Genomic DNA, 15,189 nt, shown 5'->3' on the forward strand with positions numbered 1-15,189 from the left:
TTAGAAAAAATATTAGCCTTAATGGTAGTAGCGACCATTTTAATGACGATTGTTATTTCTTTTGTGCCTAACTTGTTTTTGTTTAGCACATGAGGATCTTATGGCTTGTAATAGCCTTTGTTTGTTGTTTGGGGGGCAATGATTATGTTTTTAATAATTCTAAAGGGCGTTTGGTAGGAAAAAGCGTTGCGTTTGTAGAGAGCGTTTCTAAAGAACTTTATCTTAAAACAGGCGTGCGTTTTGTGATTGATATGACGGATTTTGAAAAAAATCCTATTGCTTTGGTGGCTAAAAGTGAACGCCAAAATTATCAAGAGGGCTTTTTAAAGCAGCTCAAACCCCCTTTTGTGGTATTCTTTTTCTACCATGACGCTCAAAAAATAGAATTAGTGGCTAACCCTAAAGATTTGTTAGACACTGATAGGATCTTTTTTGAAAAAATCGCTCCCTTACTCCCCACAAACGCTAAAGAATACACGCCTCAAAGGATTTCAGCCATGCTTATTAACGGCTATTCGGTCGCAGTAGATATTTTAGCGGAAAAATATCGGGTGAATATTATGCAAAATTTTAACGCTCCTAAGGGAGTAACTTTTGTAAAGGTGGTTATTTATATTTTGTTATTGACGCTTTTAGGCGCGTTTTTGGGGCTTTATTTTTTTAAAAAATCTTAAGAGAGAAATCAATGAAAGAAAAAAACTTTTGGCCTTTAGGGATTTTGAGCGTGCTCATTCTTGGGCTTGGGATTGTGGTGTTTTTGGTGGTGTTTGCCTTAAAAAATTCGCCTAAAAACGATTTAGTGTATTTTAAGGGCCATAACGAAGTAGATTTAAACTTTAACGCTATGCTCAAAACCTATGAAAACTTTAAAGCCAATTATCGTTTTTTAGTGGGTTTAAAACCTCTTACAGAAAGCCCTAAAACCCCCATTTTACCCTATTTTTCTAAAGGCACGCATGGGGATAAAAAACTCCAAGAAAACCTTTTAAAGAACGCTTTGATTTTGGAAAAATCTAACACGCTTTATGCGCAATTGCAACCGCTCAAAACCGCTTTAGATCCGCCAAATATTCAAGTGTATTTAGCGTTTTATCCCAGCCAATCACAGCCCAGATTGTTAAGAACGCTTGATTGCAAGATCGCATGCGAGCCTTTAAAATTTGATTTGTTAGAGAGCGACAAAAGGGGGCGTTATAAGATCCTTTTTAAATTTGTTTTTAAAAATAAAGAAGAATTGATTTTAGAGCAATTGGCTTTTTTCAAGTAGCGCATTAAAAAATGCTTTTAGCGTTTTTTATTACTCAATCCTTAAAAAGCCTAAATTTTCTATCCGAATGGGTATAATAAGGCTATGGGTTTTTTAAAAGTTTTTAAACATGACGCCTTGGGGCAAGTAGGGAATGTTGTTGTGGGGAATTTTTTAATAACGCTCACTATTTTAGCGGTTTGTTTCTCTTCTCAAAGCGCTGAAGAAACAACCATGCTCACCCTAAGCTACACGCTTTTTTTTGTCTTGGGGGCGTTTTTACTAGTCGCAATCAGTGTGGGAGCGATCAGAAATCTCAACACGCTTTTTTCTAAAAGGGGGGTTTTAAGCTTTTCTTTACCCATTAGTTTAGAGTCTTTATTGCTCCCTAAGATCTTGCTCCCTGTGGCGTTTTTTATCTTCAGTTTGTTCTGGTTTGTGGCGAGCGTGCGTTTGGGCTATTATCTTTTTAACGCGCAATCCAGCGTGTTATTTATCTTGCACACCGCTTTAAAAACCTTTGTGTTAAAACCCACTAAAACTTTAGGTATCGCGCTGTTTTTAGGGCTTGTTTTAATGAAATTTTTATTTGTTTTGAGCGTTTTAAATACTGCTAGGATCAAAAAAGCGCGTTTTTTACTAGGGGGGCTGTTATTCATTCTTGTGGGGGTTGTTTTAGAATTAGCGTTTAATTCGTTACTGCCCTTAATGAGCTCTAATTTAAGCATCAATGAGGGGTTTTATTACTTCCTACAACAACAAGAATTACAAGAAAATAAATACTACCTTTTGTGGGGGGTGGATTTTTTAAAAATCCTTTTATTGTATGCGATGATCCGTTACTTGCTTATGCATAAATTAGAATTGGATTAAGAAAAGCGGTATTGCAAATATTCATCAGTGAGCAAGCAATCTTTAGTCTTTAACAAACTGGCATAAAACCCATGCTGATAGCCTAATTCAAAAAGCTTGTCTATTGCGAGAATTTGAATCTCGCTTAAGCGCGTTGAAGTTTCATTCGCATACAAGCTTAAATAAGTTTGTAAGCGCTCTATATTGACACGAATGAGCGAGCGTTCTAACAGCATGCCAGAGAGCAAATTTTGGTGTTTTAAAGCGACTTCAACCGCTTTAATCAAAGCCTTTTTAATCAAAATCGCGCGATACAAGGGGATAGAGCGCCTAATCGCCATGCCCCCTAAAGGCAAGGGTAAATCGCTTTGGGTCAGTTCTTGCCAAACATCCCACAATTCTTTTTCCACTTCTAATTCATTATGGAAATCTAAGATATTTTCATGGATGAGCACGCCCGCATGCACTTTTTCTTCCAAAACCGCTTTTTCAATATCTAAAAAATTCATGTAAGCGGTGCGCGCATGTTTGTAATAGATCTTAAACAAGAGAGCATTTGTGGTGTGCTCCCCGCTTAATGCAACTCTAAAATCTTTTTTCAATTTCACGCCCTTTTTTTTCACTAATTTAGGCCCATAGCCATTCCCAAAGCTAGTCGCTGTGGGGAGCAAGGCGTAATCGTTCGCAATTTTAGGGTATAGCCCAAAGCTGATTGCGCTCACATCGTAAGTGTTTTTTAGGGCTTCTTGGTTTAGGGTTTCAATATCAAGGGCAATATTGTGGAATGTTTTATTTTTAATGGGGCAATCTATCCAGCCAAACTTAATCGCATAATACATGAAAATATCATCAGCATCAGGGCTATGAGCGACACTAATCAAAGTAAAATCCTTTTGTGATAGGGTAAGTTCTTTTATTATAATAGATTTTAGGCTAGGATTTGATAGAATAAACAAATCAAATTCAATAAGGTAATTTAATGGCAATAGATGAAGACAAACAAAAAGCGATTTCTTTAGCAATCAAACAAATTGATAAGGTTTTTGGCAAGGGGGCGTTGGTGCGCCTTGGGGATAAGCAAGTAGAAAAGATTGACGCTATTTCTACAGGCTCGTTAGGGTTGGATCTGGCTTTAGGGATTGGGGGCGTTCCAAAAGGCAGAATCATTGAAATTTACGGGCCAGAGTCAAGCGGGAAGACCACTTTAAGCTTGCATATTATTGCAGAATGCCAAAAAAATGGCGGCGTGTGTGCGTTTATTGACGCTGAGCATGCCCTAGATGTGCATTATGCTAAGAGATTGGGCGTGGATACGGAAAATTTACTCGTTTCCCAACCTGATACGGGCGAGCAGGCTTTAGAAATTTTAGAAACGATCACCAGAAGCGGAGGGATTGATTTAGTGGTGGTGGATTCTGTAGCGGCTCTTACGCCTAAAGCGGAGATTGATGGGGATATGGGCGATCAGCATGTGGGCTTGCAAGCAAGGCTTATGAGCCATGCGTTAAGAAAAATCACCGGTGTCTTGCACAAGATGAACACTACTTTAATCTTTATCAATCAAATCAGAATGAAGATTGGCATGATGGGTTATGGGAGTCCAGAGACCACAACCGGGGGTAATGCTTTAAAATTCTATGCGAGCGTTAGGATTGATATTAGAAGAATCGCGGCTTTAAAACAAAACGAACAGCATATCGGCAATAGGGCTAAAGCCAAAGTGGTTAAAAATAAAGTCGCTCCACCCTTTAGAGAAGCGGAATTTGACATCATGTTTGGGGAGGGGATTTCTAAAGAGGGCGAAATCATTGATTATGGCGTGAAATTAGACATTGTGGATAAGAGTGGGGCATGGCTTAGCTACCAGGATAAAAAACTAGGGCAAGGCAGAGAAAACGCTAAAGCCTTATTGAAAGAAGATAAAGCCCTAGCGAATGAAATCACTCTTAAGATTAAAGAGAGTATTGGCTCTAATGAAGAGATCATGCCCTTACCGGATGAGCCTTTAGAAGAAATGGAATAGAAAGGATTTTGATGCTAACCATTAAAGATATTCATGCTTTAGAAGTGATGGATAGTAGGGGCAATCCTACCATTCAAGCCAGCGTGATTTTAAGCGATAACACTAAGGCGAGCGCGATTGTGCCTAGCGGGGCGAGCACCGGTAAAAGAGAAGCGTTAGAATTAAGGGATAATGACAAAACCCGTTTTTTGGGTAAAGGGGTTTTAAGGGCATGCGAAAATGTCAATAGCGTGATCAAACACCATTTAATAGGGCTTGAAGCGATCAATCAAGCCTTTGTAGATGAGAGGTTAAGGGCTTTGGACGGCACGCCTAATTACGCTAATTTAGGAGCGAACGCTGTTTTGGGCGTTTCTATGGCGTTAGCAAGGGCTAGTGCGAAGGCTTTAAATCTGCCATTATACCGCTATTTAGGGGGGGCTAACGCTCTGACTTTGCCTGTGCCGATGCTCAATATCATCAACGGCGGAACGCATGCGAATAATTCCATAGACTTTCAAGAATACATGATCATGCCTTTAGGGTTTGAGAGTTTTAAAGAAGCCTTAAGAGCGAGCGCGGAAGTCTATCACACGCTTAAAAAACTTTTAGATGAAAACAATCAGTTCACAAGCGTGGGCGATGAGGGGGGTTTTGCACCTAATTTTAACAACAATGTAGAACCCCTTGAAGTCATTTCTCAAGCCATTGAAAAAGCTGGCTATAAATTAGGCGAAGAAATAGCACTCGCTTTAGATGTAGCGAGCAGCGAATTGGTGGATGAAAATTTCAATTACCATTTAAAGGGTGAAAACAAGATTCTAGATTCGCATGAATTAGTGGCTTATTATAAGAAATTGGTGGCAAAATACCCAATTGTATCCATTGAAGATGGTTTGAGCGAAGACGATTGGGAGGGTTGGGCGTTTTTAAGCAAGGAATTAGGGCGTCAAATCCAATTAGTGGGCGATGATTTGTTTGTAACGAACACGAGCATCTTGCAAAAAGGCATTGAAAAAAACATTGCGAACGCCATTTTAATCAAACCCAATCAAATCGGCACCATTAGTGAGACTTTAGAGACCATAAGATTAGCCAAACACCATGCCTATCAATGCGTGATGAGTCATAGAAGTGGGGAGAGTGAGGACAGCTTTATCGCTGATTTTGCTGTCGCACTCAATACGGGAGAAATCAAAACCGGATCCACCGCAAGGAGTGAAAGGACCGCTAAATACAACCGCCTTTTAGAGATTGAGCATGAATTAAAAGGGGGGATTTATATCGGTAAAGAGTTGTTTAAGCATGGCTGATGGCCTTTTTGAAAACGATAAAATCAAAGACAACAAAGCACGAGATTTTTTCTATAGCCACAGTTCCCTTATCGTCTTTTTCCTTTTACTGCTTGGGTTTGGGTATTATTTAGGGAAGTTGCTTTTTGGTGGTTCTTCTTTAGAAGTTTATTTGGATTTAAGAGACAAGCATGAACGATTACAACAAGAAATCACCGAATTGCAAAGCAAGAATGTGCACTTGCAAAAGCGTTTGTTTGAGTTGAAGGAATTACGGCCTAGAGATTAGATTTAAGGAAAATGATAGTGTTAAAAAAGATGATAGGTTTGGTGGTAGTTTTAAGCGTTTTGTTGGCTAGAGACAACCCTTTTGAGCCTGAAATCAATTCCAAGAATTTGCAAGGGGGCTTTAATGGGATCTATGATAGTTATTTTAAAGAAATCCATGTGGATTTGCCCACGAGTGCTAGGATTTTAAAACAAATCACGCTCACTTACCAGGATATTGATGGCTCTATCCATTCTAAAGTCGTGGGTGTTGATAAAAGCATTGATTGGCATTACCCTTTAAAACTCTCCCAACACACCCTTGATCAAGCAGCCTTTGAAAAACGCTACCAGATCCAAGATTTTGATTTTTCCATGGCAAACAACACGATGATTTTGCGCTCCCCTTATAAAATTTTGCGCTCTTTTGTGCTAGTCAATCCCTATAGAATCGTGTTGGACACGCAAAAAGGCCCTTTGGATATTTATCAAAATATGGATTTAAACCAGAAGTTTTTTTCTCAAATTAAAGTCGGCACGCACAAAGATTATTACCGCATCACGCTCATTTTAGACGGGAAATACCGCTATCTTTTGGAAGAAAAAAACGGGGCGTATGAATTAAAATTGAAATAAAAGCATGCAGCATTTAGTCTTAATCGGTTTTATGGGGAGCGGTAAAAGCTCCTTAGCGCAAGAATTGGGGCTTATTTTGAAATTAGAAGTGTTGGATACGGATATGATCATTAGCGAGAGGGTGGGCTTGAGCGTGAGAGGGATTTTTGAAGAGCTTGGCGAAGACAATTTCAGGATGTTTGAAAAAAATTTGATTGATGAATTAAAAACGCTCAAAACCCCCCATATTATTTCTACCGGTGGGGGCATTGTGATGCATGATAACCTTAAGGGTTTAGGCACAACTTTTTATCTCAAAATGGATTTTGAGACCTTGATTAAGCGTTTGAATCAAAAAGAAAGGGAAAAACGCCCCCTTTTGAATAATCTCACTCAAGCCAAAGAGCTTTTTAAAAAACGCCAAGCCCTCTATGAAAGAAACGCCTCTTTTATCATTGATGCAAGGGGCGGTTTAAATAATTCTTTAAAACAAGTGCTACAATTCATCGCATAAATTTTTTTTAAAGGTCTTTTGATGTTGAGTAGAGATATTGTCCAATATTCCAAGATCCGCACCGAGCTATACGCTTATCTTACCTATTTGTTTTCGCACAATATCCGCAACCATCTCCCTGAAATCACTTTGGATTATTTAAACAAACAGATCAAAAAAATGCATGCTGAAATCAAAATGGCAAAAAATTTTTTTGTGTTAGACGCTAAGGGCATGCTAGTGCTTAAGCCAAGCCAACTTAAAGAGCAAGGGCATAAGGAGGGGATATTAGAGCATGATTTAACAGAAGGGATTGAATTAGAATCGCATGCCAGCTTTAGCGATAAATATTATTTTTATCAAGCCGTGAATGAAAAGCGTTGCATTTTAACTGATCCCTATCCTTCTAAGAAAGGGAACCATTTGGTAGTGAGCGCGTCTTACCCGGTGTATGATCAAAATAATGATTTAGCGTTTGTGGTGTGCTTGCAAATCCCTTTGAGAGTGGCGATTGAAATCAGCTCGCCTTCAAAGTATTTCAGAGCCTTTAGCGAAGGGAGCATGGTCATGTATTTTATGATTTCTATCATGCTCACTTTAGTGTCGTTGCTTTTGTTTGTGAAATGCATTTCTAGCTTTTGGACAGCGATTGTCAATTTTAGCAGTTTTGACATCAAAGAAGTGTTCCATCCCATTGTGCTTTTAACCCTAGCCTTAGCCACCTTTGATCTAGTCAAGGCGATTTTTGAAGAGGAAGTTTTGGGTAAAAATAGCGGGGACAACCACCATGCAATCCACCGCACGATGATCAGGTTTTTAGGCTCTATCATTATCGCATTAGCCATTGAAGCGTTAATGCTAGTGTTTAAATTCAGCGTGAGCGAACCGGATAAAATCACTTATGCGGTGTATTTGGCTATTGGTGTGGCAGTGCTTTTGATCAGTTTAGCGATTTATGTTAAATTCGCCTATAGCGTGTTGCCCAAACGAGAACGCTAAGAGTTAAAAAATTTTTCTTTTAAGCGTTTGAAAATCCTGTTCAATCTGAAAAAGACATATTCTAAAAGGGTTTTTGGATTGAGTAGGGGGGCGAGAAATTCAAAGGTTTTTTGTTTGTCTTTAAGGCTTAAACATCCTGTCATTTGTTTAAGGAATTTCACGGAATATTCAGCATAAAAAGGGGTTTTTAAAAGAGTCTCATGCCATTCTTTAGAATATAAAGCGGCGGGTGAAACCCAAGGTTTTCCTACAAAATAAAAATGCAGCATGATAATTTCTTGTTGGTCAGGAATGAAGCGTTTTTTATTGGCCATGAAAGGGTGGGTGTTATAAATATAAGGCAAGATTAAAACTTTTTGATAGCATGCGAGCGTTAAAAGATCCTGTTCAGGGCAAAACACGCACTGGCCTTTTTGACGGGTTAAGTTCAATAAGCGCTCTTCTAAATGATCCATGCGCCACAGCTTTAAATTCACGATTAAAAACCCAACATTATAGTGGTTTTCAAAAATGATTTTCATGTCTTTTTCATTCAAGTAATGCTCATAAAGGGAAAAGGCTTTGCGAGAATCTCTCTCCCTTTCTATTTGAAAGTGTTTAGGGTTTTTAGGAGAAGAAAAATCTTTAGCCGCTCCAAAATAATAGCCATCTAGCGGGATAAAAAAACTCTCGCTCACATCATTTAAAAACAAAGTGTCCGCATCAAACATGATAATTTTGTCGTATTGCGGGAATAAAGAAGCCAAAAACAAGCGGCACATGACCATTTTAGAAAAGCGAGTCTTAGCGTAAATATTGAGTTGCAAAAAAGCTTCATTGATTTTATCAATCACAGAGGGTTCTACTGAAGTGGTGTGAAGATTAGGGGTTGAAATGTCTAAAAATTCTAGGCTCGCAAAAGCATCAAAGGGGGCTAGAGTCTCTTTCAACTTGCGCTGGTTTTCAAAGCTTAAGTTATCCACCAGGCAGTGGATTTTATAAAAAAGTTTTTCACTATCATTTTGCGATTGGGGGTTTTCTGATTTAGCGCAAGCTAGCATGGAATACAAGCTCACGCCAGCTGGAATGGTATAATGATTGTCAAAAGCGATGACAACAGGAATAATAATACTCATTTTAAGTGGTTTCCTAAAATAGGTTTTCAATTAAAATTAATCCAAAATTGGATTAATTTTTTTGAATATTATACTATAATAACCAATTAGATTGAGGTTTTACTGGTTTTTCTTTGTGTGAGCTTTGGCTTAGTTTTGTAAGGAATGAGATGATAAAGAGTTGGACTAAAAAGTGGTTTTTGATTTTATTTTTAATGGCAAGTTGTTTCAGCTATTTGGCGGCTACAACCGGTGAGACCTATTTTAAAATGGCTACTCAAGCCTTTAAGAGAGGGGATTACCATAAAGCGGTGGCTTTTTATAAGAGGAGCTGTAATTTAAGGGTGGGGGTTGGTTGCACGAGTTTGGGCTCTATGTATGAAGATGGTGATAGCGTGGATCAGAATATTCCAAAAGCCGTTTTTTATTACAGAAGAGGGTGCAATTTAAGGAATCATCTCGCTTGCGCGAGTCTAGGTTCTATGTATGAAGATGGTGATAGCGTTCAAAAAAACCTTCCAAAGGCTGTCTATTATTATAGGAGAGGGTGCCACTTAAAGGGTGGGGTGAGTTGCGGTAGTTTAGGCTTTATGTATTTTAATGGCGTGGGCGTGAAGCAAAATTATGCCAAAGCCCTTTCTCTTTCTAAATACGCTTGCAGTTTGAATTATGGCATTAGTTGTAACTTTGCAGGGTATATGTATAGGAACGCAAAAGGCGTGGAGAAGGATTTGAAAAAAGCCCTTGCGAATTTTAAAAGAGGGTGCCATTTAAAAGACGGAACAAGCTGTGTGAGCTTGGGATACATGTATGAAGTCGGTATGAATGTCAAACAAAGTGAAGAGCAAGCCTTGAATCTTTATAAAAAGGGTTGTTCTTTAAAAGAAGGGAGCGGTTGTCATAATGTGGCGGTGATGTATTACACGGGTAAGGGCACTCCAAAGGATTTAGATAAAGCCATTTCATATTATAAGAAAGGGTGCACTTTAGGCTTTAGTGGTAGTTGTAAGATATTAGAAGTGGTTGGCAAGAAGTCTGATGATTTGCAAGATGACGCGCAAAACGACACTCAAGATGATACGCAATAAGCTAAAGCTTAGGGGCTAATTATTAAAAACCATCTTATAGAAATCTCTCCATTCTTGTGCTATCAAATAGGGATCAAGCGTCTTTATTGATGGGTATTGAGGCTACATAAAATCTACAAATCTAGGGTTCGCTCTCGTATTGATAATAAAACACTCAAAGGCATTTTAAAATAAAATAAAAGAGCTTAACAACAGAGACACAAGCAATCATTTTTTAAAGCGCTCTTAAGGGATTTAATGGGGCTAAAGTATTTCAAAATCCTCCTATCCGCTTTAAAAAATAACTTTACCACAAAATAAAAATTGACTATAAAAAGTCTAAAAACAAGTTTTTTAAAAAGAATATTGCATAAAACTATTAATATTTGATAAAAACAAAAACCTTTATTCAATGAAAATAAGGTTAAAAATCCAATAAAAAAGGAGTTTTATAACTTTTTATAGGATTTTACAAGATCATAGCAACAAAACTTTTTGCTGGTTTTCATTGTTAAAAAATACTTTGAGTCTTTTTGCATTTCACTCAATATTCGTATAAAGCGCGACCACATCATCATCGTCTTCAATCCTGTCCAGTAATTTTTCGGTAAGCTCCATTTGCTCGTCATTCAATTCAATGGGCGTTGTGGCGATGCGTTGCAAACTCGCTTTTAAAATGGGCAATCTCAAGCTTTCAAACCCCTCATTTAAGAGCTTGAAGCTGTTATAATCCCCCCTAATAATAATTTTATCCTCTACTTCTTCTAATTCTTCCAAACCATAATCAATGAGAGCGAATTCTAAATTTTCTAGGCTGAGTTTTAAATTTTCCACTTCATTTTTCAAGCATTCAAACACGCTTTTTCGGTTAAACATAAACTCTAAAGAGCCATTAGGCACGATGCTCGCCCCTGGCGTTTTATTGAAATAACTTTTAAGGTTAGCAATGGTTCTAGTGGGGTTATCAGTCATGCATTCCATAATGATCAGCACGCCAAAATTCGCCTTACCCTCATAAGTGATTTCACTCAAATTCCCCTCTTTACTGCTCGCTCTTTTAATCGCTGCGTCAATATTGTCTTTAGGCATGTTTTGCGCTTTAGCGTTTAAAATCGCTGTTCGTAGTTTGGCGTTCGTGTCCGGCTCGCTCCCGCCATCTTTTGCCGCTAGAGTGATCGCTTTGGCGAGCTTGGGGAAAACCTTACTCATCTTATCCCATCGTTTTTCTTTAGCTGCTCTTCTGTATTCAAACGCTCGTCCCATTCAATTCCTTTGTAATAAGTTAGCCACTTCTTTAGCATGATAACTAATAATCATATCCGCTCCCGCTCTTTTAAAACAAGTCATCGTTTCTAATAAAACGCTTTCATAGTTGATTAGGTTGTGTTTTTGAGCAAGTTTGAGCATGGCGTATTCCCCGCTCACATTATAGAGCGCTAAAGGGAGTAAAGTGTGATCTCTAATTTCTTTAACAATATCCAAATACGCCAAAGCCGGTTTCACCATTAAAATATCCGCACCTTGTTTTTCATCTTCTAAACTTTCTAAAAGCGCTTCTTTTTTATTAGCGTAATCCATTTGATAGTTTTTCCGATCGCCAAAACTCGGTGCAGAGTTTGCCACATCTCTAAAAGGCCCATAGTAACTGCTCGCAAATTTAGTGGAATAGCTCATGATGGGCGTGTAAAAATACCCAGCCTTATCTAGCACTTTTCTCAAGCTTAAAACATTTCCATCCATCATGTTGCTTGGGGCTAGAATATCCACACCGCTTCCAGCCAAAATAAGCCCTTGAAGATTTAAAATCTCTAGCGTTTTATCGTTAGACACCGAAGCGTTTTCTAAAATCCCGCAATGCCCATGGTCGGTGTATTCACAAAAACACAAATCCGCTATAACGATTAAATCCTTAAATCGTTTTTTAATCTCTCTAGTGGCTTTTGCGACAATATGATCCTTATTTAACGCATGGCTTCCTGTAGCGTCCTTATTTTTAGGAATGCCAAACAATAAAACGGCTTTTATGCCTAAACCCACTAATTCTTCGCATTCTTTTAAAAGAGACTCTATGCTCATTTGATAAACGCCAGGCATGGAAATGATTTCATTTTTAATATAATTATCGCTTTCTATGACAAATAAAGGAGCGATGAAATCATCAATATCCAGATGCGTTTCTCTTAGCATCGCCCTTAAGTTTTCGCTGCTTCGTAATCTTCTCAATCGTTTGAACATGTTCTCTCTTTATGGTTTTTCTTTAACCCCACAATTGGCTTTTTCTATTCCCTTCATCCCGCTCACCTCTCTCAAATTTTCGGGGGGGGGGTAGCTCTTCATTATTCTCTTCTAAATCGTAAAAACTATTAAAAACGCAATTATGGATAGTGAAACAAATTCTTCCATTGCCATAATGATAGCTCAAATTCAATCCCATAGCCTCTAAAGCGTTTTTAATGATATACATGCCTAATCCGAAGCCATGGGCTTGGCTGGGGTTAGAAGATTTAAAGTAGGGTTGCAAATATTTTTCAAAATCTTCTTTTAAAGGTTTGCTTTTATTGGACACCACTAAATTATTTCCTATAAAATCCAAAAACACCTGTTTATCATCGCTGTATTTAATCGCATTATCTACCATGTTTTTTAACGCTATAGAAAACAATTCAAAATCCGCTTCAATAATGTAATTTGAAGAGGATACATGGATAGGACTTTTTTTATCCTCATCAATTAAAAGCATTTTTTCAATCTTGTCTATCAAATCGCTCATTAAAAATTTTTCTTTATTGCTCCCGTAATTTTTGGAAGCGAGCTGCTCAATGCGGGCAAATTGCTCAATCAGCATGTTCAAGTGATCAAATATAGATGAAAAGCGTTTGTAAGACAGCTCTTCTTTGAGCATAGAGCTTAGTATCTTGCCCTTAGTGATAGGGGTGCGTAATTCATGCATGATAGAGCGCAAAAATAAAACCCGAGATTCATTCATCGCATTGATTTTTTGGATGCAATTGTCAAATTCGTTAGCCAGATCCCCTATTTCATCTTTTTGCTTGCTTTTACAACTCACGCTTTTATCCCCTTGAGTGAAGCGTTTCACTTGAGATCTTAACTCCTTTAAGGGCAATAAGCTCTGCAAAACAAATAAAAAGAGGAATAAAATCAATAATAAACCCACCATAATAGATAAGAAATAATTCCTATAAGAAACCGAATGCAAATCCTTATAAAGCACAAAATGCTCATCCTTTTTTAAAAGGATAAAAACCATATCGCTGAATTTAAACACTTCAGCATACCCAATATTTCTATGGTGCAACTGGTGGCGTCTTTTGGCTAAAACCTTTTCTAAATTTTCTATTGTGGTTTCTCTAAAACCAATTTTATAGAGATAATCTTCTATGGCTCTGTAATCAGAGTAGTTGTTTAAAATTTCATTGATAGTGGTAACAAACTGATAATGGCGCATTTCGTTTTGATAGTTTTCGTGACTGATTTGAGAAGACACGAAATAGTAAGCGAACGCTCCAAAACTAAAGAGCGTTATTATAAACAAAGCGACAACTTTAAAAAAGATAGAGAAACGCAAAATCCCTTAACTCCTTATTAGAATATCAGTATTCTAATTTATAACCAATCCCTCTAACAGAGATGATATATTGCGGTTGCTTAGGATTTTTTTCAATCTTAGATCGCAAACGGCCAATGATCACATCAATGCTTTTATTAGAGCTTTCAGGGTTGATGCTCTCGCTCTCAATCGCAATGCTTTCACGGCTAAACACATAACCTTTTTTGCTAATGAGAAGCGAAAGGATTTCATATTCAGCCCTAGTTAAGTCTAGCTTTTTTTCATGCATATACACTTCTCGGCTATCCTTATCTACTCTAAAGATATTCGCATCGCCCGACTCACTCACTTCTTCTTTTTTATGGGAACGCCTGAGTAGCGATTGGATGCGAGCTAATAATTCTTTAGGATCATAGGGTTTAGGGAGGTAATCATCAGCCCCATAATCTAACGCCTTAATTTTATCTTCCACATCACTTCTTGCTGAAGAAATAATAACAGGGATATGTTTTTGTTTGGAGATGCGCCTACACACTTCAAGCCCGTCTAAATTAGGCAAAGTTAAATCCAATAACAACAAATCATAATTTTGTGTGTTAACCGCACTAATACCGGTATATGGCTCATCGTAATTGGTTACATGAATGCCATGTTGGAGCAAAAACTCGCTCAAAAACTCGGCTAATTCTATATCATCTTCTATCATTAAAACTTCTATCATACTTCAATTAACTCCTTCAATGATTTTTGCAACTTTAAAAACGATTAACTTTGTTAATGTTTTAGGGGACTAATTCTAGCATTTTATTATTAAAGATGCCTTGAAAATGTTTTAAAAATAAAATTTCAAAACATTATCATAGTTATTAATGGGATTTAAGGCTTTGTTTTCATGGAATATTGAAAATTAAAGTCTTATTTTTTAATGTTTTTAAAAAATTCTTTCGCTCATTTTTCACTCTGTGTTTTCTCGCTCCAAAGATTCTAATCGTTTTTCAAGCACGCTCAATTGGTATTGCAAGAAACACGCCACTAAATCCAAACGCTTCAGCACTTCTTTTTCTTCTAAAGCCTGCATGCCTTTAAATAACACTAAGGTTCTTTCTAGTAAGCTTTTTAAAAAAATCCGCTCGTTTGAAATTGGCGCTTGCGTGGGGGTTTTTGGCGTGATTTCTTCTGTAATGATTTCTTTTGCTTCTTCTTGATTTTCTTCTGTGATTTTTTCTTGCGTTTCTATTTTAGCAGCGTTTTTTGGCTCTGAAGAGGCATTAGCGTTTTGAGGGTTTAATGTGTTTTGCAAATGAGAGGGCGTTTTGAAAAAAGAGGGTGTTTTTTGCACCGTATTAAAACCATCATCAATGGTTTTAGCCATTTTTTCAATTTCATTAAGGGTTTCTGAAATAATGTTTTTCAATTCCATTCTACCAGCCATTTTTCTAAATTCTCAACGCTCAAACGATCCCCTTTGATAAAATTTAAATAGTGCCGCTCTAACATTGCATCGTGTTTGAAAGGAGCGAGATTTTTTTGGATTTTTTCCAAACGCTTTACTTGTTTTAACGCCTCTGTATGGTCAGGGGTTTTTTTTAAAATATTAGTATAAATTTGCAACGCTTCTTCAAAAAACCCTTGTTCTTCATAAATACGAGCGAGCGTGATAGTTTCTAATGGCATGCACTTCTCTTAATCGTTTT

Annotated in this window: 18 protein-coding genes; 10 read left to right on the forward strand and 8 right to left on the reverse strand. The window is 37.5% G+C overall.

The features are described 5' to 3' along the window. The first annotated feature begins 89 nt into the window (after window positions 1-89). The 3 genes from AA974_RS00585 (at window position 90) to AA974_RS00595 (ending at window position 2,119) form a co-directional block, all read left to right on the forward strand. Window positions 90-674: a hypothetical protein gene (locus AA974_RS00585; RefSeq protein WP_064432973.1), complete on the forward strand. Its 585-nt coding sequence runs from the start codon at window positions 90-92 to the stop codon at window positions 672-674. 11 nt (window positions 675-685) lie between these two features. Further along, a complete protein-coding gene (locus AA974_RS00590; protein ID WP_064432974.1) occupies window positions 686-1,267 on the forward strand; it encodes a hypothetical protein in 582 nt (193 codons plus the stop codon). Between the two features lie 84 nt (window positions 1,268-1,351). Beyond that, on the forward strand, window positions 1,352-2,119 hold the full coding sequence (locus AA974_RS00595) for a hypothetical protein (RefSeq protein ID WP_064432975.1): 768 nt from the start codon (window positions 1,352-1,354) through the stop codon (window positions 2,117-2,119). Here the strand turns inward: AA974_RS00595 and AA974_RS00600 are convergent. Beyond that, window positions 2,116-2,979: a menaquinone biosynthesis family protein gene (locus tag AA974_RS00600; protein WP_064432976.1), complete on the reverse strand. Its 864-nt coding sequence runs from the start codon at window positions 2,977-2,979 to the stop codon at window positions 2,116-2,118. The genes AA974_RS00595 and AA974_RS00600 overlap by 4 nt on opposite strands. A 98-nt stretch (window positions 2,980-3,077) precedes the next feature. Here AA974_RS00600 and recA point away from each other — a divergent pair, with 98 nt between their 5' ends. From recA to AA974_RS00630, 6 genes are read left to right on the forward strand one after another with little or no spacing between them, the layout of a single operon-like run. Continuing rightward, entirely contained in the window at window positions 3,078-4,121 is a 1,044-nt protein-coding gene (gene recA / locus AA974_RS00605; protein ID WP_000952098.1) for a recombinase RecA, read from the forward strand. A gap of 11 nt (window positions 4,122-4,132) precedes the next feature. Then, window positions 4,133-5,413 carry a phosphopyruvate hydratase gene (gene eno / locus AA974_RS00610; RefSeq protein WP_064432977.1) on the forward strand — a complete coding sequence of 427 codons (1,281 nt, stop codon included), beginning with the start codon at window positions 4,133-4,135 and terminating at the stop codon, window positions 5,411-5,413. Further along, window positions 5,406-5,681, forward strand: a complete 276-nt coding sequence (locus AA974_RS00615) for a hypothetical protein (protein ID WP_064432978.1) — start codon at window positions 5,406-5,408, stop codon at window positions 5,679-5,681. The genes eno and AA974_RS00615 overlap by 8 nt, the downstream gene beginning before the upstream one ends. Window positions 5,682-5,698: 17 nt before the next feature. Then, window positions 5,699-6,295, forward strand: a complete 597-nt coding sequence (locus AA974_RS00620; protein ID WP_064432979.1) for an AMIN domain-containing protein — start codon at window positions 5,699-5,701, stop codon at window positions 6,293-6,295. A gap of 4 nt (window positions 6,296-6,299) precedes the next feature. Further along, window positions 6,300-6,788: a shikimate kinase gene (locus tag AA974_RS00625; RefSeq protein WP_064432980.1), complete on the forward strand. Its 489-nt coding sequence runs from the start codon at window positions 6,300-6,302 to the stop codon at window positions 6,786-6,788. A 21-nt stretch (window positions 6,789-6,809) separates the two neighbouring features. Continuing rightward, window positions 6,810-7,766, forward strand: a complete 957-nt coding sequence (locus AA974_RS00630) for a PDC sensor domain-containing protein (RefSeq protein ID WP_064432981.1) — start codon at window positions 6,810-6,812, stop codon at window positions 7,764-7,766. Here AA974_RS00630 and rfaJ read toward each other — a convergent pair. Continuing rightward, the gene (rfaJ, locus tag AA974_RS00635; RefSeq protein ID WP_064432982.1) at window positions 7,763-8,881 is read right to left on the reverse strand and encodes an HP0159 family lipopolysaccharide 1,6-glucosyltransferase; all 1,119 of its coding nucleotides are present in this window, start codon (window positions 8,879-8,881) and stop codon (window positions 7,763-7,765) included. The genes AA974_RS00630 and rfaJ overlap by 4 nt on opposite strands. Before the next feature lie 149 nt (window positions 8,882-9,030). Between rfaJ and AA974_RS00640 the strand changes: the two genes are divergently transcribed. Then, on the forward strand, window positions 9,031-9,948 hold the full coding sequence (locus tag AA974_RS00640; protein WP_064432983.1) for a tetratricopeptide repeat protein: 918 nt from the start codon (window positions 9,031-9,033) through the stop codon (window positions 9,946-9,948). A 519-nt stretch (window positions 9,949-10,467) separates the two neighbouring features. Here AA974_RS00640 and AA974_RS00645 read toward each other — a convergent pair. The 6 genes from AA974_RS00645 to AA974_RS00670 form a co-directional block, all read right to left on the reverse strand. Beyond that, the gene (locus tag AA974_RS00645) at window positions 10,468-11,190 is read right to left on the reverse strand and encodes a YebC/PmpR family DNA-binding transcriptional regulator (protein ID WP_064432984.1); all 723 of its coding nucleotides are present in this window, start codon (window positions 11,188-11,190) and stop codon (window positions 10,468-10,470) included. Beyond that, window positions 11,191-12,162, reverse strand: coding sequence for a porphobilinogen synthase (hemB, locus tag AA974_RS00650; protein WP_064432985.1), 972 nt, complete (start codon window positions 12,160-12,162; stop codon window positions 11,191-11,193). 22 nt (window positions 12,163-12,184) lie between these two features. Continuing rightward, a complete protein-coding gene (arsS, locus tag AA974_RS00655) occupies window positions 12,185-13,513 on the reverse strand; it encodes an acid-sensing histidine kinase ArsS (RefSeq protein ID WP_064432986.1) in 1,329 nt (442 codons plus the stop codon). 25 nt (window positions 13,514-13,538) lie between these two features. Next, a complete protein-coding gene (gene arsR, locus AA974_RS00660) occupies window positions 13,539-14,216 on the reverse strand; it encodes an acid response regulator transcription factor ArsR (protein ID WP_064432987.1) in 678 nt (225 codons plus the stop codon). Between the two features lie 234 nt (window positions 14,217-14,450). Beyond that, entirely contained in the window at window positions 14,451-14,915 is a 465-nt protein-coding gene (locus AA974_RS00665) for a CiaD-like domain-containing protein (protein WP_064432988.1), read from the reverse strand. After that, window positions 14,906-15,169, reverse strand: coding sequence for a tetratricopeptide repeat protein (locus AA974_RS00670; protein WP_064432989.1), 264 nt, complete (start codon window positions 15,167-15,169; stop codon window positions 14,906-14,908). The genes AA974_RS00665 and AA974_RS00670 overlap by 10 nt, the downstream gene beginning before the upstream one ends. Window positions 15,170-15,189 lie beyond the last annotated feature (20 nt).

The organism is Helicobacter pylori, assembly GCF_001653475.1.
Lineage (GTDB): Bacteria > Campylobacterota > Campylobacteria > Campylobacterales > Helicobacteraceae > Helicobacter > Helicobacter pylori_CM.